We start from the raw sequence: 19,818 nt of genomic DNA, 5'->3' as shown, positions 1-19,818 counted from the left end.
ATCTGCCTCCTATGTACGACACTGGGCCCCCTCCATCGTACGGGCGTACGGAAGGGGTCCCAGGGCCGGAAGGCCCATTACATGGCGTAGAGCGGGGGTCACTCGAAACGGGCCGCGAGGAGAACCACGTCCTCGTCGCTCTCGACCGTGTCGAGCCCGTCGGGCAGCACCGTCCGCAGGATGTGGTCGACGAGCGCGTCGGGGTCGTCGCGCACCTGCTTGGGCACGCTCGCCGCCGCCGCGTGCAGCCGCGCGAAGGCTCGGTCCATCGGGTCGCCGGTGCGGTGCAGGAGGCCGTCCGTGTAGAGCAGCACCGTTTCTCCCGGTGTCGTCTGGAACTCCACGCTCGGCGCCTCCCAGCAGGCGAGCATCCCCAGGGGCGCCGAGAGCGAGGTCTCCACGAACTCCGTGCGCCGCTCGCCGATCACCAGGGGCGGGCTGTGGCCTGCCCCCGCCAGGACGATCTTGCGCAGCGCCGGTTCGCAGTAGGCGAAGAGGGCCGTCGCGGACCGCGCGGGCTCGGTGAGCCGCAGCAGCAGCTCCAGATCGGACAGTACGGCGACGGGGTCCTCGCCCTCCATCACGGCGTACGCCCGCAAGGAGGCCCGCAGGCGCCCCATCGCGGCGACGGCGCTCGGCCCGGACCCGGTGACGGACCCGACCGCGAGGCCGAGCGCGGCGTCGGGCAGCGGCAGCGCGTCGAACCAGTCGCCGCCGCCGAGCGCGGAGGTGCGGTGCCGGGCGGCGAGCTTCACCCCGGCGACCCGCGGCAGGCGCGAGGGCAGCAGTTCCTCGCGCAAGGTGGCCTCCGTGGTGCGGGCGCGGTCCAGTTCGATCAGCCGGGCCAGGTGTTCGGCGGCCTGGCGTGCGTACAGCCCGACGAGGTGGCGTTGGCGCTCGCCCGGCTCGGCGGGCTCGTCGTACAGCCAGACGGCGGCGCCGATGCGGCCCGCCGTCTCGGGGGACAGGGGCAGCGCGTAGCTCGCGGCGTAGCCGAGCCGGGCGGCCACTTCGCGGTGGCGGGGGTCGAGGGTGCTGTCGGCGAGCAGATCGGCGTCGACGATCTCGGTCTCGGCGCCCGGGGGCGTGGGCGGCGCGTCGAGGAGGCGCCCGAAGGCGGTGGCGGCGCGGGGGACCGTCTCGATGTGCCCGAGGTCGGCGCGGGTGAGGCCGAGGCCGACGGTGGTGTCGGGGCCGAGTCCGTCGGCCGGCTCCAGGACGAGCAGGCCGCGGCGCGCGCCGACGAGGGCGGCTCCGGCGCGCAGCGTCTCGTGCAGGGCTTCGTCCAGCGTGCCCGTGCGCGCCAGGCGCTCGGTGAGCTCCTGGAGGGTGGTCAGATCGGAGATCCAGCCCGCGAGCCGGTCCTGGATCATGAGGGTCGGTGCGCTCCGGGCCTGTGGGGCGGGCGCGACAGTGTGGGCTGGTGGCGGAACAGTTGAATCGATTCCGGCCACTTTCGGGAGGTGCGGAGCGTTCATGGCTGACGGCTTTCCGGCCGGTGCGTATTGCTCAATAGCATCGCAAACCCCCATGTCATTCTGCGCCGCTAGCAATGTTCTCCACATCTACACGCACTGGTTAGGGGATGTCCAGCATTGTCCAGCTGGGATTCCTGGTGTCCATGGGAATTCTGTGCCGTTTCGCGATCTTGAGAACTTGGCTCAAAAGTGCCTGAGGCGACGGCCTATTGCGATCGACTGGGATTGTTCAACAAGGGGTACTCCCAAGCCCTCAGGCATGGGAGGCGCGTCACAGCGGCCGTGATGGGTACGTACTCGGTGATGACCAGGGGCAGTTGAGATCAGCCCGGAACCTGGCGACGGACCCGGGCGTCTTAACTCACGACGACCGCGCCCCATCCTCCCGTGGGGGAGGCGGCGAAGAAGTACGCGGGACAGCAAACGCCAGGCACCGCCACCCCACGCCACGCTAACGCTCGGCCCTAACGGGTTCCCCATGCCGCAGGCTGGGGTGTGATGCGCCAGTTCTACGCACAGCGAAGTGATCCACACATGGTGTGATGTGGCCCGCCGTGTTCCTCGGCGTGTAAACGGAAAGGAACGAGCGCTCATGCGCGAGATCCTCGGAAGGCGAAGCAGGCTCCTTGCCAGGCTCACCGGCAGGAAGTCTGACCGGAGTCCCGGTCTGATCGGTGCGGCCCTGACCTCAGCCACGGCGTGGAAGTGGCCCGTGGTCCCCGGTGTCGGACTCGACCGGCGAGACGGCACCCGCTGCGCCTGCCCCGACCCCGACTGCACAGTGCCAGGAGCTCACCCCCTCGACCCCGGCCTGCTGGCCGCGACGACCGACGAGCGCATGGTGCGCTGGTGGTGGACGAACCGCCCGGACGCGCCCATCGTGCTCGCCACCGGCGCGGGCGCCCCGTGCGCCGTCAGCCTGCCCGCCGACGCGGGAGCGCGGGCCCTGGCCGCGCTCGACGAGATGGGCATCAGGCTCGGCCCGGTCGTCGCGACCCCCGCCCGCCTCTTCATCCTCGTCGCGCCGTACTCCATGGAGCAGTTGGGCGATCTCCTGTACGCGAAGGACCACGTACCGGGCTCGTTGCGCTTCCACGGAGAAGGCGGGTATCTCGCGCTGCCGCCCTCCGAGACGGGCCAGGGGCCGGTGCGCTGGGAGCGGGCTCCGCTGCCCGGCTCGGCGGCGCCGTGGGTGCCCGACGTCGAGGCCGTGGTGGACGCGGTGGTCGACGCGCTCACTCGTACGGGTGTGAGCGCGCCCGAGTTGTAGGGGAAATGGGCGCGCGGGGAGCCGGACGCCCGTCAAACGTCGTTACTGTCGGGCCTCATGAACCCCCGCCTGATCGCGCTCACGGGCGTCGTGGCCATTACGGTGTTCCTGCCGCTCGCCGGCGCGTCCGCGGGGCCCGCGGGTGACGGTGACGCCGAAGCCAGGCCGACGGAGCGGCAGGCGGACGCGGCACCGGGGGCGGCGCCGGATCCCGACGCGAAACAGCCCTCTACGGAGAAGCCGACTTCGCAACGCTCTACTACGGAGAGCGCGGTTTCGGGTGACCAGTCCTCGGACGACGCGTCGATGCTCTCGGGGCTCGGCCTCGACAGCGCCACACAGTGCGGCCCCGAAGTCACCTCCCCCAAGGGCATCGAGGCCCAGACGTGCGTCCTGACTCAGGGGCGCGACACCTGGGGGCGCACGTACTACCGCAACACGACCGGCGATGAGCTGAGCGCCGTACTGAGCGTTATGGCGCCGGGCGGACGCACCGTGCAGATGCACTGCGCGGTCGGCGCGGCGGACGAGCCGGGGGCGTGCGAGACGCCCCGGGAGCGTACGGCGGGGAATTCCGCGGCGTATTCGGCGGTGGTGGAGTTCGCTGACGGGAGTGGCGGGCCGTTGCTCCTGCGCTCGGGAAGCAACTCCGCGCGGCCGAAGGCCAGTTGAGTCAGCAGGTCGGGCCGTGCGGTGGGCCGGACATGGAAGCGCCCGGTTGCTGGCGACGGGGGATGCACCAGCAACCGGGCTACCTGAACGGTAACAAGAGATCTGCTCTGGGCAAATTCGATCTCGGATATCCGGACAGGGATTCACCTGCGACGACAGGGAGTTGTGACAGGAGTCACCCCTCCCCTTCCGACTGACTGGTGGGTCAGCTCAACGTCACCTGGCGGTTGGTGAGACCGCCGCGCGCCCGGCGCTCCTCCGGCGTGAGCGGGGCCTCGCTGTCCAGCGCCGTCGCGAGCCGCTCGGCGAACTCCGCGGCGGGCTTCTCGATGTCCTCGGCGCCCATTCCGGTCGGCAGGTCCCACACCGGGACCGTCAGACCGTGCGCCCGGAAGGACCCGACCAGACGGGTGCCCTCGCCCAGGCTCGACGTGCCGGCCGCGTGCAGCCGGGCGAGCGCGTCGAGGAGCTGCTCCTCGGGGTGCGGCATGACCCAGCGCAGGTGGTTCTTGTCCGGGGTCTCGCACCAGTACGCGCAGTCCACGCCGGTGAGCCGCACGGTCGGGATGGCGGCGGCGTTCGCCCGCTCCAGGGACGCGGACACCTCCGTGGAGGCGTTCTCCGAGTCCGGGACCCAGAACTCGAAGCCCGTGTGCACGATCGGCTCGAATGTGCCCTCGGGGTCGAGGAGATCCTGCAGGCGCGGCCCGTCGGCCGGGGCGCGGCGGGCCTGGACCGGAGAGCCGGGCTCGGCGGTCAGGGCGCGCTGGAGCGTGTCGGCGAGGTCGCGGCTGATGTCGCCGGACGCGGTGTCGTTCTGCAGGCCGAGCAGGACCGAGCCGTCGTCGCGGCGCAGCGCGGGCCAGGCCATCGGCAGGACGGTCGCCAGGGAGACGGAGGGCACGCCGTCCGGCAGCCCGTCCTTGAGGGGCAGTTCGACGGTCGCCGCCGGGACGAGCTCGCGCAGAGCCACCCAGTCGCCCTCGCCGGGCAGACCTTCGAAGGGGCGGTGCACCAGCTCGGTCGCCGCGTGTGCGGCGGCCCGGCCGTGACAGGCCTTGTAACGGCGGCCCGAACCGCAGGGGCAGGGTTCGCGGGCGCCGACGACAGGGACCTGCCCGTCCGTCAGCTGCGGCTGCTTGCCCTTGGTCTGAGGGCGCTTCTTGGCCATCTTGGGTGTCTCCCGGATGCGGCTTTCCAGCGTGGCTCTTCGTACGTCTTGGGCGTACGGGCGCGAGCCTAGCCGCTCACCGTCGAGGCATCAGGTTTCGGCCTCGGTCGGACGGAGCCGTCATCGGGAGCCTTCAGTTGAAGCCGGCGCTCGAAGTCACCGCTCGCGGTCGTCGAAGGGGTCCGCGAACGCGAGGTCGGGTATCGCCGAGCCCGCGGGTGCCGCGACGCGCGTAGCGAAGTCCTCGTGGCAGTGCCCGGCTTGTACGACGACCCACACCGTGACCTCACCGTGGATGTCGTCCCGCACGCCCCATGTCTCGGCGAGGGCCGTGATGATGTTGAGCCCGCGCCCGCCGTGCGCGGTGACCGAGGGTGTGGCCGGAACGGGGCGGGTCGGGCCACCGCCGTCCGTCACCTCGACCGTCAGCCTGCCTGTCGTGTCCACACGCCAGGCGGCCCGGACATCACCGTCGCCCACCATTCCCTCGCCCAGCGGCCTGCCGTGCCGGCAGGCGTTGCTGAGCAATTCCGAAAGGATCAGTACGGCATCGTCGACGACCGATTCCGGCACCCCGTTCCCGCGCAGTTGATCGCGCATCCGGTGCCTTGCTTCCCCCACGCCCGCCGGGCCATGGGGTACGGCCATGCTCGACGACGCGGGCACCTCCCGTGCCACCACCAACGCCACCCCCGAGACCTCCTTCGCCCCACGCCACGGTGTGAATGCCCCAATGGACTGGACCGGAAACCGGCCAATCCTTGTGCGGTGACGCACTCGCAACGATCGAATACGGACCGAACGCGCCGGTGCACACCCCGTGACCGACGGGAGCGGGGTTAGCGGCGGCCCAACTGGGACAGCACCTGTTTGGGGCGATTGGTGATGATGGCGTCGACGCCGAGTTCGGCGCAGAGCTCCACGTCCTCGGGTTCGTTCACGGTCCACACGTGCACCTGGTGTCCCGCGCGCTTGAGCTTGGCGACGTAGGCCGGGTGATTGCGGACGATCCGCATGCCGGGACCGGCGATCCGGACGCCCGCCGGAAGGCGGCCGTCGCGGTGGCGCGGCGAGACGAACTGCATCAGGTAGACCGTCGGCAGGGTGGGGGACGCGGCCCGCACGCGCTGCAGGGAGCGGGCGGAGAAGCTCATGACGCGTACGGGAGAGGGGCCGTCGGCGGGTGGGGAGTCCAGACCGAAGCGCTTCAGTAGAAGAAGCAGCCTTTCCTCGACCTGACCCGCCCAGCGGGTGGGGTGCTTGGTCTCGATGGCCAGCTGGACATCGCGCCCCGAGGCGTTGCTTTCGGCCACGAGCTCGAGGAGCCGCTCCAGGGTGAGGACGGAGGTGTCCTCCCAGTCGGGGAGTTCGTCGGCCTCACCGTGGTTGTTCTTCCAGGAGCCGAAGTCGAGGGTGGCGAGATCGGCGAGCTCCAGGGCCGACACGGCCCCCCGGCCGTTCGACGTCCGGTTCACCCGGCGGTCGTGGACGCAGACGAGGTGCCCGTCCGCAGTGAGGCGTACGTCGCATTCGAGAGCGTCGGCCCCGTCGTCGACCGCCTTCTTGTAGGCGGCCAGCGTGTGCTCGGGGGCGTCTTCGGAGGCTCCGCGGTGGGCGACGACCTGGATCTGTTGCTGTCGTGCGAGGGTCACCGCGTCATGGTGCCATCACGGGGTACTCGAAGGCTTGCCCCAGGTGTCGCACACAGAGCCGGATCCACAGGATCGGCTTATGGTGCCCTGACAGCCCATGGGAAAAGCTGACTGCAGACAGATGCACAGTTGGGCACAGCCAGGCCGTGACCGAGAACGACAGCGTGGACCGAGGAGAAGAGCTGTGAGCACCGAGAACGAGGGCAACGAGGTACCCCCGGCCCCGTCAGCGCCCCCTGCGCCGGTGGAGTCTCCCGCTGCTTCCGCCGACCCCGTGACGCACGCCTCCGGAGCACCCGACCCCGTGACGCCGCCCGCCGCCCCCGGCCAGGAACCGTCGGCGCACCACGCCCACACGCACGCCGGTACCACCCCGGGCGCGCCCTCGCACGCCTCCGGTGCCGGAGCCTGGCCGCCTCCACCGCCGCCCGCCGTTCCCTCGTACGCCCAAGATGGAGGCTCCGGCTCCGGATGGGGCGCGTCGTACGCGGCGCAGCACCCGGAGGGGTCCAAGCCCGCGGGCCGACGCGGTGGCCTGATCGCCGCGGTGCTCGTGGCCGCCCTCGTCGCGGGCGGTGTCGGCGGCGGCATCGGCTTCTGGGCGGCCGACCGGAACGACAGCAGCACGGGCTCGACCACGGTGTCCGCGTCGAACACGCCGGCCGACCTCAAGCGTGACCCCGGCACGGTCGCCGACATCGCGGGCAAGGCGCTGCCCAGCGTCGTCACCATCGAGGCCCAGGGCGGCAACGGCGAGGGCGGCACGGGCACCGGCTTCGTCTACGACAAGCAGGGCCACATCCTGACGAACAACCACGTCGTGGCCTCCGCGGCCGACGGCGGGAAGCTCGCGGCCACGTTCTCGGACGGCAAGAAGTACGACGCCGAGGTGGTCGGCCGCGCCGAGGGCTATGACGTGGCGGTCCTCAAGCTCAAGAGCCCGCCGTCGAACCTGAAGCCGCTCCCCCTCGGCAACTCCGACAAGGTCGCGGTCGGCGACTCGACCATCGCCATCGGCGCCCCCTTCGGCCTGTCGAACACGGTCACGACCGGCATCGTCAGCGCCAAGGACCGCCCGGTGACCTCCAGCGACGGCGCGAGCAGCAAGAGCTCGTACATGAGCGCCCTGCAGACCGACGCCTCCATCAACCCGGGCAACTCCGGCGGTCCGCTGCTCGACGCGGGCGGCGCGGTCATCGGCATCAATTCCGCGATCAAGCCCGCGGAGAGCGGCGGCGGCCTCGGCGGAGGCGGCCAGTCCGGCTCCATCGGCCTGGGCTTCGCGATCCCGGTCAACCAGGCCAAGTACGTCGCGCAGCAGCTGATCAAGACCGGCCAGGCCGTCTACCCCGTGATCGGTGCCTCGGTCGCCCTGCAGGAGAACACGGGCGGCGCCACGATCTCCCGGGAGGGTGCGAGCGGTACGCAGGCGGTCACCCCGAACGGCCCCGCGGACAAGGCGGGTCTGAAGCCCGGTGACGTCATCACGAAGCTGGACGGCTCGGTGATCGACAGCGGCCCGACCCTGATCGGCCAGATCTGGACCCACAAGCCGGGCGACACCGTCGAGATCACGTACAAGCGCGACGGCAAGGAGCACAAGGTCGACGTGGTCCTGGGCGAGCGCAAGGGCGAGAGCTGACCCGCTACTCTTGTCCCCGCACCGCCCTGAACGGCGGTGCGGGGTGGGTTGCCCGAGCGGCCTAAGGGAACGGTCTTGAAAACCGTCGTGGCGCGAGTCACCGTGGGTTCAAATCCCACACCCACCGCACTTCTTGAGAGCCCCTGACCAGCGGAATCGGTCGGGGGTTCTCGCCTTTTCGGGGGGTGGGCGGTCGCTCGTGGTGAATAGGTCAGCTTGGATGAATGTGGTACTCCACGTGGCCGCTGCGCGGCGAGCCTGGGAGAAGGCGCGGGTCGATTGAGGTGTCGTTTTGCTGCAGAGGATCACTGGATCACCCCAAAAGGAGATAACCGTGTTGCAGCGCATCGCATCCGCTCTCGCCGTGGCCACCGTCGCCGGGTTCCTGGCCGCCGGCACCGCCGTCGCCTCTGACGGACCGACCGGCACCCTCGACGAGGGCCGCTACGCAGGGCAGTCGTTCACCAACATGGGCGGCCCCTACGGCATCACCACCGCCGGTCAGACGGAGGGCGGGCACCGCGACGGGACCGCCCTCAACGGCGTCTTCGACGGGTTCGACGACTGACGGTTTCTCCGTCAGGTCGGGGGGTGTCTCTCACTGAGAGGCACCCCCTCCTTGTGCCCCCGCCTTGTGCCCCCTCCTTGTGCCCCTGACGCCGCGGCTTCGTCCGGGGTGGTGCCAGCAACACCCCGGAGAGGCCGGGTCACCGTATGTTCCGGGACGCTCGGATTCGCGAACGTGGAGGACGTCAGCACGGCACGTCCCCGGCACGTCCCCACCGCGAAGATTCGAGGCCCGTCATGAGCACCAGCACACTGCCGTTCCCTGCTGCTCCCACCGCTCCCGTCGCTCCTTCTGCTACTGGTGGTCCCTTCGCTGAGCGTGCTCCGAAGGCCCCGGGCTTCTGGCGGGCGCCTTTCGCCGCCTCGACGTACCGGGAGATCGGCTACACGGTGGCGTCGCTGCCCATCGCCATCGTGGGCTTCACCTTCGCCGTGACGATGTTCTCGCTCGGCGTGGGCCTCTTCGTCACCGTGCTCGGACTTCCGGTCCTCGCGGCCGCGCTGGCCGGGGCGCGGGGGCTCGGGGCGGCCGAACGGGGGCGGGCCCGGGGGATGCTGGGGCTCGAAGTCGTCGGTCCCGCTGCCGTGGAGACGCCGCGGGGCGCGGGTGCGTGGGCCGGGATGCGGGCGCGGCTCGCGGACGGGGCGGGCTGGCGGGCGCTGCTCTTCCAGGTCGTGATGTTCCCTTCGCGGGTGGTGTCCTTCGTGCTCAGCGTGACGTTCCTGGTCACCGGCTGGGTGGTGGCGCTCCTGCCGGCGTACTCCTGGGTGTTCCCGCGGTACGTCGGCTGGCCCGGCTACCGGGTGTTCGACTACACCTCCGGCGGCGAGCGCCACGAGTTCTACCTCGAGTCGCCGGTACAGATCGCCGGGGCGTCCTTGGTCGGCCTCGTCATCGTCTTCCTCACCCCGAAGCTGGTCCGTGCCCTGACGAACATCGACCGCGCCGCGGTGCGGTCGATGCTCGGGCAGTTTTAGCAGCGGTAGACGTGGGCGTGCCGGGGAACGGGAACGCGGTAAGGGGCGTCCGCCATTGCGGGCGCCCCTTACCCCGTCAGCCGTTCAGCCGATGCGATCGTCGAGCGGGCCTCGCGTTCCGTGAGGCCCACCTGGAGCGCGGCGGCGACCAACTCGTCGGCCAGGGATTCGCCGATGCCGTTCTCGTAGGCGCGGCAGGCGGCCCAGAACAGGCGGGTGTTGCGCTGGCCCTCGTGCGCGGCGAGGACGAACTGCACCAGGCCCTGACCTCGTTGGGCCGGGGCCGGGGCCGGCATCTGCGGGAGCGTGGGGTGGTGGGCGCGGGTCGGGGGCGTGAGCAGGCGCAGCAGCGCGGGAGGGCAGCTCGCCGGAGGGAGGTGGGCTGTGCCGGCCACGGTGCTGTAGACGCCGTGTTCGGTGCGCGAGCCGGGGCCGACGAGATAGCCTCCCGCGCCCCTGATGTCGATGCCGGGGGCCAGGCGCCCCGCGGAGTTGGGGACCACGGCGTCGGGCGGGCCCGCGAGCCAGATGTGACGGCCTCCGCTGGGGGTCGCCACGACCACCGTGGCCGGGATCGTGAAGAGGTGACGCAGCGCCAGTTCTCGCAGGGCGGCCGGGGCGTCCGTACCGGACTTGGTGTCCAGGTCGATGCCGATCAGATGGTGTGGGGGCAGACCGCACGCGATGCCGTAGCCGGTGGCCCAGGGTGCGGCGGCGAAGAGTTCGCGGATGCGCAAGGGGTCGGTCGACGCGTCGTACACGCCGTGTCCGGGGCGGCCGCACTCGCCGTGGCAGGCGGGCGTCCCGGGTTGCTCGTGATGGGGGGAGCGGAGCGCCGGCAGCTTCGTGCGGGAGAGCGGGATGACGGCGAGGCCGCGCTCGGCGGCGGACAGTGCGTGGGCGAGTACGAGTGCTGTGGCATGGCGGTCGATGGTGGCCATGGCTTCATTTTCGTACAAGCGTTCGAAGAAAGGAAGGGGGGCGGGCGCGGCGCGCGGAGGAAACGCGGATGCGCCCGCCGATCTTCGGACTGTGGCGGAACGCTTCAGCCCGTGCGGTGCCTGGGTTTGAGCCCGCTTTTAGGGGCTGAACAGGGCCTTTGGGAGGCCGAAGCATGTTTATCGACTTGTACTCACGCTTGCGGGGGAATTGAGGCTTCCGGGGTGGTTCGCCGGGGATTCGGTGGGCAACTCTGGACTCGCGACGTCGTGCAGAACCCCCAAGGTGGTTGGCCAACTGCCCTGGAAAAAGACGCACTTCAGGTACGCCACGGCACATCGCCGGTGCGTACCCCCGTAACGGAGGAAACTGACATGGCAAGCATCCGTACCGCCCGCGTCATCGCTGCAGCCGCGGCCCTGCCCCTGGCTGCCGCACTCTTCACGGGTGTCGCGACGGCCGACAACGGCTCCTTCGCGAACGACGGATCGAATGCGGGCGTGGCGACTGTCAACGGCAGCGGCGTCGGCGGCAACAACAGCGGCAACTCGTCCACGTCGCAGCAGCAGGCCGTCGGCTCGGGCGCCTCGAACCAGAACAACACCGCCCAGGTGAACGGCTCGGCCTTCACGGCGATCGACCAGTCGAACGAGAACATCGCTGTCAACTTCACCCACCTCTGGTGAGGTGACGGCGGCCCCGGGGTAGCTCCCCGGGGGCTGCTGGATGGGGTGTGTGGCGTTCTGCGCGGCGGTGCATCTGCACCGCCGCGCAGGCGTGTCCGGGGGTGCTGGGTCCTTGACCTCCCGTGTCACGGGCTCCCGCGTCATGGGCTCCCGCGTACGGGCTCCGGCGTCATAGGCCTCTCGTATCCGGGGTGATCTCTTGACACCGCAACAGTTTCTGACGGACAGTCAGAAACCACTGTCGGTGCGACGCCCCTACGCGAAGGAGAGGCCGCCGCCGTGCACCTCGCCCCCACCGAACGCCAAGAGCGGTTGCGCGCCGAACTGCGCACCTACTTCCGCGATCTGATGCCCGGGGGGCCACCTGAAGGGGGCGACCTGGAGGGGCAGCGCCGGCTGCTGCGGCGCATCGGGGCCGACGGCATGCTCGGCCTCGGCTGGCCGGTCGAGTACGGCGGGCAGGGGCGAGGGCCCGACGAACAGTTCGTCTTCTTCGACGAGGCCTACCGCGCGGGCGCGCCCGTTTCGATGGTCACTCTGAACACCGTCGGGCCGACCCTCATGAAGTACGGCACCGAGGAGCAGAAGGCCGCGTTCCTGCCGCGCATCCTCAGCGGTGATCTCGTCTTCGCCATCGGGTACAGCGAGCCGTCGGCGGGTACGGACCTGGCCTCGCTGCGGACACGGGCGGTGCGGGAGGCCGACGGGCCCGCCGGTACACCGGGGGGCACGTGGGTCATCGACGGGCAGAAGATCTTCACGTCCAACGCCCAGAACGCCGACTGGATCTGGCTGGCCTGCCGCACCGACCCCGAAGCCCCCAAGCACCAAGGCATCTCGATCATCCTCGTCCCGACCGACGCACCCGGATTCTCGTGGACACCGATCGAGACGGTGGGCGGGCTGACGACGACGGCCACGTACTACGACGGAATCCGCGTGCCCGCCGCCAACCTCGTCGGCGAGGAGAACGGCGGCTGGGGGCTCATCACCAACCAGCTCAACCACGAGCGGGTGGCGCTCGCGGCGATCGGCATGCAGGCCGAGGATTTCTACGCCGCGGCCCTCGCCTTCGCCCGCACACCCGATCCGGTGACGGGCGAGCGCCGGATCGACGCTCCGTGGGTCCGGTCCAGGCTGGCCGAAGCGCAGGCCCGGTTGGCGGCAACGCGCCTGCTCAACTGGCGTTTGGTGGGGGATGTCGGGGCCGGTGTGCTGGCGCCGGGAGACGCGAGCGGCGTGAAATTCGCGGGAACCGAGTCGGCGGTGGAGGTGTACCGAATATGTCAGGAAGTCACGGGCGAGGCGGGTCTCGTCCGGTCCGGTTCACCCGGCTCCCTGACGCTCGGGACGGCGGCTGAGGGGGAGTTGGAGCGGATGAACAGGGCGGCACAGATCAATACGTTCGGGGGCGGGGTGAGCGAGGTGCAGCGGGAGATCGTGGCGACGATGCGCCTCGGGATGCGGAGGGGACGGCGGTGACCGATCTTTCGTACGAGACGCTGAAGGTCTTCGAGGGGCGCGCGGCCGCCACGTCGGGCGAGGGCAAGGACCCGGTCAACGAACCGATGATCCGGCACTGGTGCGAGGCCATGGGCGACACGAACCCGGCCTACGCGGGAGAGGATCCGATCGCGCCGCCGACGATGCTCCAGGCCTGGACGATGGGCGGGCTCTCCGGGCACCAGGGGCGGTCGGCCGCGTACGACGAGTTGTTCGCGCTCCTGGACGGCGCGGGGTACACCTCCGTCGTCGCGACGGACTGTGAGCAGGAGTATCTGCGGCCGCTGCGGCCGGGGGACGAGATCACCTTCGACGCGGTCATCGAGTCGGTCTCGGAGCGCAAGACCACCAAGCTGGGCACGGGGCATTTCGTCACGACCCGGATGGACATCAGAGCGGGCGGCGAGCCGGCGGGAACGCACCGCTTCCGCATCCTCAAGTACGCGCCCGCGCGACAGAAGGACCGGGGCAAGCGCCCTCGCCCGGTGATCAACCGGGACAACGAAGGGTTCTGGGAAGGTGTGGCCCGGCACCAGCTCCTGATCCAGCGCTGCGGCGGCTGCAAGGCCCTGCGCTTCCCCTGGCTGCCGGGCTGCAACGCCTGTGGGTCGCTCACCTGGGACACGGTCGAGGCGAGCGGCGAGGGCACGGTTTATTCGTACGTCGTCATGCACCACCCGCCGTTCCCCGCCTTCGACCCGCCGTACGCCGTCGGGCTCATCGACCTGGCGGAGGGCGTGCGCATGGTCAGCAATGTGGTGGGCGTGCCCAGCGACAAGGTGCGGATCGGGCAGCCGGTCCGGCTCGAATTCCAGCAGGTCGACGCCGAACTGGAGCTCCCGGTGTTCCGGGCCGTCGAGAGCATGGCGGGGGGCGAGGTCTGACATGGACTTCACCCCCACGGAGGAGCAGGCCGCGGCACGGGACCTTGCCGCGGAGATCTTCGGCGACCTGTCCACGCCCGAGCGGCTCACGGCGGCCGGGCCGGAGTCGGACGCCGAGCTGTGGAAAGCGCTGTGCGCGGCGGGGCTGCCGGGTGCGGTGGAGGACGTCGGACTGCTCGGACTCGTGCTGCTGCTCGAGGAACAGGGGAGGACGACGGCCCAGGTTCCCTTCGCGGCGAACTGTGTCTATGGGCTGCTCGCGGTCGCAGCACACGGCACGGAGGAGCAGCGGGGGCGACTGCTGCCGGGACTGCGGAACGGTACAGCGGTGGCGACGGGGGCATTCCCGGCGCGGGGTGGCGTGGTGGCCGTCGCTGAGGGGGCGCTGACGGGGGTGGTGCCCTGGGTGCCGTGGCTGCGGGATGCCACGGAGGTCCTGGTGGCGGTGCGTGAGCCGGAGCCGCGGGGCGGCCACAGCCTGTGGTGGGTGCGGGTGGCCGACGCGGAGACCGAGCCCGTGGAACTGACCGCACCGTGGGCGGCGGGGCGGTTGGTCCTGGACGGGACGCCCGGGGAGCGGATCGGAGGGGCCGGGGCCTACGAGGACGTCCTGGCGAGCGCGCGGGCCGCCTTCGCGGGACTGCAGGCCGGGGTGTGCGCGGGATCGCTGGCCCGCGCGGTGGCGCACACGAACGAACGGGAACAGTTCGGGCGCCCACTCGCGGCCAAGCAGGGGGTACAACTCCGGGCAGCCGACGCCCATATGGACACCGAGGCGATACGGGTCACGGCGTACGAGGCGGCCTGGCGGCGCGACGCGGGCCTGGCGTACGACATCCATGCGCTGACCGCCGCGTGGTGGGCGTCGGAGGGCGGAAAGCGTGTCGTGCACGCGGGCCAGCATCTGCACGGCGGCATGGGGGCCGACCTCGACCATCCCGTGCACCGGCACTTTCTCTGGGGGCGGCAGCTGGACGCGTACCTGGGGTGCGGCAGCGAAGTGCTGGCGGAGATGGGCGACTTGATCGCCCAGGAGGCGCCGGGCAAAGGTCCGCAGGCCCCGCGCGAGGGGGCGGCGTGACGGGGGCGACAGGTAGGCAGGAAGAGGTGCGACATGACGGGGGCCGGGACGACGTGACCGGGAGACAGCAAGCCACGCCAAGACAGAGGGCCACAGCAAGACAACGAGCCGTAGCAAATGAAGGAGAGGCCGTGCGGGTCGGGGACGAGTTGCCGGAGCTCACCATCCCCATCACCCGGACGCTGATCGTCTCCGGTGCGATCGCCTCGCGGGACTACCAGGACGTTCACCACGACGCCGTGGCGGCGCAGGAGAAGGGCTCCCCCGACATCTTCATGAACATCCTGACCACGAACGGCCTGGTGGGCCGGTACATCACCGACCACTTCGGTTCGGGGGCGATCCTCCGCAAGGTGGCGATACGCCTGGGAGCACCCAACTACCCCGGGGACACGATGGTGTTGACCGGCTCGGTGGAGCAGGTCGACGGCGACACGGCCACGGTGAGGGTGGTGGGCGCCAACGGCATGGGCAAGCACGTCACCGGCACGGTCACGGTCACGGTCTCCGTTCCGGCCGGGGAACGAGCCGGGGCGCCGGGCGGGTCCTCGGCAGGGGGTGCGGCATGAGCGTACGTTCGCGCGATCTCCTCGGCGGGCAGGCCGCGGTGGTGGGGATAGGGGCCACCGAGTTCTCCAAGGCCTCGGGGCGCAGTGAGCTCAGGCTCGCCGTGGAGGCGGTGGGTCTCGCGCTCGACGACGCCGGGCTGAGCCCCGCCGATGTCGACGGCATGGTCACGTTCACCATGGACACGAACCCGGAGATCACCGTCGCGCAGGCGGCCGGCATCGGGGAGCTGTCGTTCTTCTCGCGCGTCCACTACGGCGGGGGTGCCGCCTGTGCCACGGTGCAGCAGGCGGCGCTGGCGGTGGCGACCGGGGTGGCCGAAGTCGTCGTCTGCTACCGCGCTTTCAACGAGCGTTCGGGCCGCCGTTTCGGTTCGGGCGTGCAGCACCGAGAGCCGTCGGCGGAGGGGGCGGCGCTCGGCTGGTCCCTGCCGTTCGGGTTGTTGACCCCCGCCTCCTGGGTGGCGATGGCGGCCCAGCGCTATCTGCACACCTACGGCCTCACCCCCGATGCCTTCGGCCATGTGGCGGTCACCGACCGCAAGTACGCGGCGACCAACCCGGCGGCCTACTTCCACGGGAAGCCGATCACGCTCGCCGAGCACGCCGCCTCGCGCTGGATCGTCGAGCCGCTCAGGCTCCTGGACTGCTGCCAGGAGACCGACGGCGGGCAGGCCATCGTCGTGACGAGCGTGGAGCGGGCCCGCGATCTGCCGAAGCCGCCGGCGGTGATCACGGCGGCGGCCCAGGGGGCGGGCCGGGCGCAGGAGCAGATGACCAGCTTCTACCGCGACGACCTGAGCGGGCTGCCGGAGATGAGTGTGGTGGCGAAGCAGTTGTGGCGCAGCTCCGGGCTCGCGCCCGGCGACATCGACGTGGGCATTCTCTACGACCACTTCACCCCGTTCGTACTGATGCAGCTGGAGGAGTTCGGTTTCTGCGGGCCGGGTGAGGCAGCGGACTTCGTGGCCGAGGAGAGTCTGCCGCTGAACACGCACGGAGGGCAGCTGGGGGAGGCGTATCTGCACGGGATGAATGGCATAGCGGAGGCGGTCCGGCAGGTGCGCGGCACGTCCGTGAACCAGATACCGGGCGCGGCGCGGACGCTGGTCACCGCGGGCACCGGCGTCCCGACATCAGGGTTGATTCTGGCGGCGGACGGCTGAACGCGGCGCGTGTCCCGGGCACGGCGGAGCCTCTGGGCCCTTCACTCGGCGTATGAGCTGCCGAAAGCTGATGATGGGACTTGTCCTCTCCGCGACCCTCTCCGCAACCCTCGCCACCGCCCTCCCGGCTCCGGCTGCCCCAGCCACTCCGGCTGCCGCAGCCGCCCCACCAGCCCCGGCCCCACCAGCCCCGGCTGCACCAGCCTCGGCTGACCCGGCCGCCTCGGTCGGGTGGCCGGCCGGGGTGTCGACCTTCCGCGGCCGGGCCTTCGACACCTGCCTCGCTCCGTCCGCCGACACGATGCGCCGCTGGAAGGCCTCCAACTACGGGGCCGTCGGCATCTACTACGCGGGCCGCGGCCGGGCCTGCAAGCGCCAGCCGAACCTGAGCCGGGCCTGGATGCGCACGGTGCGAGGGCAGGGGTGGAAGGTGCTGCCGGTGTACGTCGGCTCGCAGTCGCCCTGCGTGACGGCGAAGCACAAGAAGAACGTCCGCATGGGGCGGTACCCCGTGCGGCAGGGGAAACAGGAGGGACGTGACGCGGTACGCAAGGCGAAGGCACTCGGGATGCGGCGGCTCAGCCCGCTCTACCTGGACATGGAGTCGTACACCTACCGGCAGAAGTGGTGCGCGCACGGCACCCTGGCGTTCGTGCGGGCCTGGAACCGTGAGGTGCGCAGGTTCGGGTACGTTCCGGGCTTCTACAGCAGTGCGAGTTCCGGCGTACGGCACATGGAGACGGCGCGGCGGGCGGGGGTGCGGGATCTGCCGTCGGTGATGTGGTTCGCGCGCTGGCACAAGCGGCCGCACCTGTACCGCGAGCCGGTGCTGCGGCGCACCGCGTGGCACCCTGAGCGGCGCATTCACCAGTACGCGGGCAACGTGAAGGAGCGGCACGGCGGGCGCACGCTCAAGATCGACCGGAACCTTGTGCATGCGCCGGTGGCCCGCGTCGGCTGATCCCCGGGGCGCCCGTGGCCGGGCCGCGGGTGCGGCCCGAGTGCGGTCCTCTCAGGGATGAACCCTCAGGGGTGTGCTCCGCCTCCTCCACCTTCAGGAGGTGGGGCTACCACCCCGCGTACAACCTGAGGCGGACACGGCTTAGGGACCTGCGGCCGATCCGCTGAAGTAGGGGGCGCTTCTAGCGTGGAGCCATGACCGTATCCATGGTGCCCATGTGCACCAGCGCATCGAAGGCCGCGACGCGGACAGCGAGTCCTTCGGCGTATCCGTCGTTCGCGTCGTACGTCCGGGCACGTCAGCCCGTGTTGCTGCGCACCGCGCGCTCGCTGACCGCGAATCCCAGCGATGCCGAGGATCTGCTGCAGACCGCCCTCACCAAGACCTATGTCGCGTGGGACCGGATCGAGGACCACCGGGCGCTCGACGGGTATGTGCGCCGGGCCCTCCTGAACACGCGGACCTCGCAGTGGCGCAAGCGCAAGGTCGACGAGTTCGCGTGTGACGAGCTGCCCGAGCCCGAGGTGTCGCCGGTCGCGGACCCGGCCGAGCAGCAGGTGCTCAGGGACGCGATGTGGCGCGCGATCATGAAGTTGCCGGCGCGGCAGCGGGCGATGGTCGTCCTGCGGTACTACGAGGATCTCAGCGAGGCCCAGACCGCCGAGGTGCTCGGGGTGTCCATCGGCACCGTCAAGAGCGCGGTGTCGCGGGCGCTCGGCAAGCTGCGCGAGGACCCGGAGCTCACGCCGGTCCGTTGATCGTCGCAGCTCTGCCCGACCTGCTGCCCCACCTGCTGTCGGACCTTTCTTCTCCCGACCTAGTGACATACCGTGCGGTATGCGGCAAGAATCTGGCGAGCCCTACTGCCAGGTAGGTCATCCGGGAGCCGCCTCGGATGAATGCCGCGCGCCCATCGGGAGGACGCCGTGCTGAGCACGATGCAGGACGTACCACTGACCGTCACCCGCATCCTCCGGCACGGGACGACCGTGCACGGGTCGTCGCAGGTCACCACGTGGACCGGCGAGTCCAGCCCCCAGCGCCGCAGCTTCCGCGAGATCGGTGAACGAGCGGCCCAGCTGGCGCACGCGCTGCGCGATGACCTCGGGGTCGACGGCGACGAGCGCGTCGCCACCTTCATGTGGAACAACGCCGAGCACGTCGAGGCCTACTTCGCGGTCCCCTGTATGGGCGCCGTACTGCACACCCTCAATCTCCGGCTGCCCGCCGACCAGCTGACCTGGATCGTGCATCACGCGGCCGACCGCGTCATCATCGTCAACGGTTCCCTCATCCCGCTGCTCGCGCCCCTCCTCCCGCAGCTGCCGACCGTCGAACACCTGGTCGTCTCGGGCCCCGGTGACCGCTCGCCGCTGGCCGGGATACAGGCGCAGGTGCACGAGTACGAGGACCTGATCGCCGCCAAGCCGACGGCCTACGACTGGCCCGAGCTCGACGAACGTACGGCCGCCGCCATGTGCTACACCTCCGGCACCACCGGAGACCCCAAGGGCGTCGTCTACTCCCACCGCTCCATCTACCTGCACTCCATGCAGGTCAACATGAGCGAGTCCATGGGTCTGACGGATGCGGACACCACCCTGGTCGTCGTCCCGCAGTTCCACGTCAACGCCTGGGGCCTGCCGCACGCGACGCTGATGACCGGCGTGAACATGCTGATGCCGGATCGTTTCCTCCAGCCCGCCCCGCTCGCCGAGATGATCGAGACCGAGCGGCCCACGCACGCGGCCGCCGTCCCCACCATCTGGCAGGGCCTGCTCGCCGAACTCTCCGCGAAGCCGCGTGACGTCAGCTCGCTCGGCCAGGTCACCATCGGCGGCTCGGCCTGCCCGCCCTCGCTCATGGAGGCCTTCGACAAGCTGGGCATGCGGGTCTGCCACGCCTGGGGCATGACGGAGACCTCGCCGCTCGGCACGGTCGCCCGCCCGCCGGCCAAGGCCCTCGGCACCGACGACGAGTTCGCCTACCGCCTCACCCAGGGCCGTTTCCCCACCGGCGTCGAGGCCCGCCTGGTCGGTCCCGGCGGCGAGTACCTGCCGTGGGACGGCGAGTCCGCGGGTGAGCTCGAGGTACGCGGGCCGTGGATCGCGGGCGCGTACTACGGCGGCGCGGGCGGCGAGGAGCTCAAGCCCGAGGACAAGTTCAGCGCGGACGGCTGGCTGAAGACCGGCGACGTCGGCGTGATCAGCGCCGACGGCTTCCTGACGCTCACCGACCGCGCGAAGGACGTCATCAAGTCGGGCGGCGAGTGGATCTCCAGCGTCGAACTGGAGAACGCGATCATGGCCCACCCGGACGTCGCGGAGGCGGCCGTCGTCGCCGTCCCCGACGACAAGTGGGGCGAACGCCCGCTCGCCACGGTCGTGTTGAAGGAGGGCGCGAACCTCGAGTACGCCGCCCTGCGCGACTTCCTCGCGGGCACCATCGCCAAGTGGCAGCTGCCCGAGCGCTGGGCGATCGTGCCGGCCGTGCCCAAGACGAGCGTCGGCAAGTTCGACAAGAAGGTGCTGCGCAGGCAGTACGCGGCCGGAGAACTGGACGTCACCAAGCTCTGACGACCCCACCGGGCCGGGCCTGTTCG

At 70.7% G+C, this 19,818-nt stretch carries 19 protein-coding genes and 1 tRNA gene; 15 read left to right on the top strand and 5 right to left on the bottom strand.

Translation table 11 applies throughout. The annotated features are described in order from the left end of the window. Positions 1 to 98: 98 nt before the first annotated feature. Positions 99 to 1,532 carry a PP2C family protein-serine/threonine phosphatase gene (locus tag AB0M70_RS35325; protein WP_365826731.1) on the bottom strand — a complete coding sequence of 478 codons (1,434 nt, stop codon included), beginning with the start codon at positions 1,530 to 1,532 and terminating at the stop codon, positions 99 to 101. Positions 1,533 to 2,070: 538 nt separating this feature from the next. Between AB0M70_RS35325 and AB0M70_RS35320 the strand changes: the two genes are divergently transcribed. Both AB0M70_RS35320 and AB0M70_RS35315 read left to right on the top strand, forming a co-directional pair. Beyond that, positions 2,071 to 2,748: a bifunctional DNA primase/polymerase gene (locus tag AB0M70_RS35320; protein ID WP_365826729.1), complete on the top strand. Its 678-nt coding sequence runs from the start codon at positions 2,071 to 2,073 to the stop codon at positions 2,746 to 2,748. A 57-nt stretch (positions 2,749 to 2,805) separates the two neighbouring features. Then, on the top strand, positions 2,806 to 3,420 hold the full coding sequence (locus AB0M70_RS35315; protein ID WP_365826727.1) for a hypothetical protein: 615 nt from the start codon (positions 2,806 to 2,808) through the stop codon (positions 3,418 to 3,420). A gap of 205 nt (positions 3,421 to 3,625) precedes the next feature. On the opposite strand, the gene AB0M70_RS35310 is transcribed toward AB0M70_RS35315, so the two are convergent. From AB0M70_RS35310 to AB0M70_RS35300, 3 genes are all read right to left on the bottom strand, one after another. Continuing rightward, entirely contained in the window at positions 3,626 to 4,591 is a 966-nt protein-coding gene (locus AB0M70_RS35310) for a DUF5926 family protein (RefSeq protein ID WP_365826725.1), read from the bottom strand. Positions 4,592 to 4,747: 156 nt separating this feature from the next. Next, on the bottom strand, positions 4,748 to 5,368 hold the full coding sequence (locus AB0M70_RS35305; RefSeq protein ID WP_363210255.1) for an ATP-binding protein: 621 nt from the start codon (positions 5,366 to 5,368) through the stop codon (positions 4,748 to 4,750). Between the two features lie 62 nt (positions 5,369 to 5,430). Further along, positions 5,431 to 6,243 (bottom strand): glycerophosphodiester phosphodiesterase, encoded by an 813-nt coding sequence (locus AB0M70_RS35300; RefSeq protein WP_363210254.1) that lies wholly within the window; start codon positions 6,241 to 6,243, stop codon positions 5,431 to 5,433. Positions 6,244 to 6,427: 184 nt separating this feature from the next. Here AB0M70_RS35300 and AB0M70_RS35295 point away from each other — a divergent pair, with 184 nt between their 5' ends. From AB0M70_RS35295 to AB0M70_RS35280, 4 genes are all read left to right on the top strand, one after another. Next, on the top strand, positions 6,428 to 7,885 hold the full coding sequence (locus tag AB0M70_RS35295; protein WP_365826722.1) for a trypsin-like peptidase domain-containing protein: 1,458 nt from the start codon (positions 6,428 to 6,430) through the stop codon (positions 7,883 to 7,885). Positions 7,886 to 7,927: 42 nt separating this feature from the next. Further along, a tRNA-Ser gene (locus AB0M70_RS35290) sits at positions 7,928 to 8,012 on the top strand. Between the two features lie 207 nt (positions 8,013 to 8,219). Further along, positions 8,220 to 8,453 carry a hypothetical protein gene (locus AB0M70_RS35285; RefSeq protein ID WP_365826720.1) on the top strand — a complete coding sequence of 78 codons (234 nt, stop codon included), beginning with the start codon at positions 8,220 to 8,222 and terminating at the stop codon, positions 8,451 to 8,453. Positions 8,454 to 8,689: 236 nt separating this feature from the next. After that, entirely contained in the window at positions 8,690 to 9,430 is a 741-nt protein-coding gene (locus AB0M70_RS35280; protein ID WP_365826718.1) for a sensor domain-containing protein, read from the top strand. 68 nt (positions 9,431 to 9,498) lie between these two features. On the opposite strand, the gene AB0M70_RS35275 is transcribed toward AB0M70_RS35280, so the two are convergent. Further along, on the bottom strand, positions 9,499 to 10,371 hold the full coding sequence (locus tag AB0M70_RS35275) for a bifunctional DNA primase/polymerase (protein WP_365826716.1): 873 nt from the start codon (positions 10,369 to 10,371) through the stop codon (positions 9,499 to 9,501). Between the two features lie 372 nt (positions 10,372 to 10,743). On the opposite strand from AB0M70_RS35275, the gene AB0M70_RS35270 reads away from it, so the two are divergent. The 9 genes from AB0M70_RS35270 to AB0M70_RS35230 all read left to right on the top strand — a co-directional run bounded on the left by AB0M70_RS35270 (position 10,744) and on the right by AB0M70_RS35230 (position 19,792). Continuing rightward, positions 10,744 to 11,055 (top strand): hypothetical protein, encoded by a 312-nt coding sequence (locus tag AB0M70_RS35270; RefSeq protein ID WP_363210232.1) that lies wholly within the window; start codon positions 10,744 to 10,746, stop codon positions 11,053 to 11,055. Between the two features lie 279 nt (positions 11,056 to 11,334). Further along, positions 11,335 to 12,537: an acyl-CoA dehydrogenase family protein gene (locus AB0M70_RS35265; RefSeq protein WP_365826714.1), complete on the top strand. Its 1,203-nt coding sequence runs from the start codon at positions 11,335 to 11,337 to the stop codon at positions 12,535 to 12,537. Continuing rightward, positions 12,534 to 13,442 carry an OB-fold domain-containing protein gene (locus AB0M70_RS35260; RefSeq protein ID WP_365826712.1) on the top strand — a complete coding sequence of 303 codons (909 nt, stop codon included), beginning with the start codon at positions 12,534 to 12,536 and terminating at the stop codon, positions 13,440 to 13,442. Before AB0M70_RS35265 ends, AB0M70_RS35260 begins: the two co-directional genes overlap by 4 nt. A gap of 1 nt (position 13,443) precedes the next feature. Further along, on the top strand, positions 13,444 to 14,523 hold the full coding sequence (locus AB0M70_RS35255; RefSeq protein ID WP_365826710.1) for an acyl-CoA dehydrogenase family protein: 1,080 nt from the start codon (positions 13,444 to 13,446) through the stop codon (positions 14,521 to 14,523). 131 nt (positions 14,524 to 14,654) lie between these two features. Continuing rightward, the gene (locus AB0M70_RS35250) at positions 14,655 to 15,092 is read left to right on the top strand and encodes a MaoC family dehydratase (RefSeq protein WP_365826708.1); all 438 of its coding nucleotides are present in this window, start codon (positions 14,655 to 14,657) and stop codon (positions 15,090 to 15,092) included. Then, positions 15,089 to 16,255 carry a lipid-transfer protein gene (locus AB0M70_RS35245; protein WP_365826706.1) on the top strand — a complete coding sequence of 389 codons (1,167 nt, stop codon included), beginning with the start codon at positions 15,089 to 15,091 and terminating at the stop codon, positions 16,253 to 16,255. The genes AB0M70_RS35250 and AB0M70_RS35245 overlap by 4 nt, the downstream gene beginning before the upstream one ends. Positions 16,256 to 16,499: 244 nt before the next feature. Then, complete coding sequence (locus AB0M70_RS35240; RefSeq protein WP_365826704.1) at positions 16,500 to 17,216, top strand: DUF1906 domain-containing protein; 717 nt, start codon at positions 16,500 to 16,502, stop codon at positions 17,214 to 17,216. 194 nt (positions 17,217 to 17,410) lie between these two features. Then, positions 17,411 to 17,974, top strand: coding sequence for a SigE family RNA polymerase sigma factor (locus tag AB0M70_RS35235; RefSeq protein WP_365826702.1), 564 nt, complete (start codon positions 17,411 to 17,413; stop codon positions 17,972 to 17,974). A gap of 168 nt (positions 17,975 to 18,142) precedes the next feature. Next, positions 18,143 to 19,792, top strand: coding sequence for a long-chain fatty acid--CoA ligase (locus tag AB0M70_RS35230; protein ID WP_365826700.1), 1,650 nt, complete (start codon positions 18,143 to 18,145; stop codon positions 19,790 to 19,792). Positions 19,793 to 19,818 lie beyond the last annotated feature (26 nt).

It is taken from the genome of Streptomyces sp. NPDC051214 (assembly GCF_040682375.1).
Classification (GTDB): Bacteria; Actinomycetota; Actinomycetes; order Streptomycetales; family Streptomycetaceae; genus Streptomyces.
Note: the sequence above shows the minus strand (reverse complement) of the source record. Positions and strands in the feature narration are given on the sequence as shown.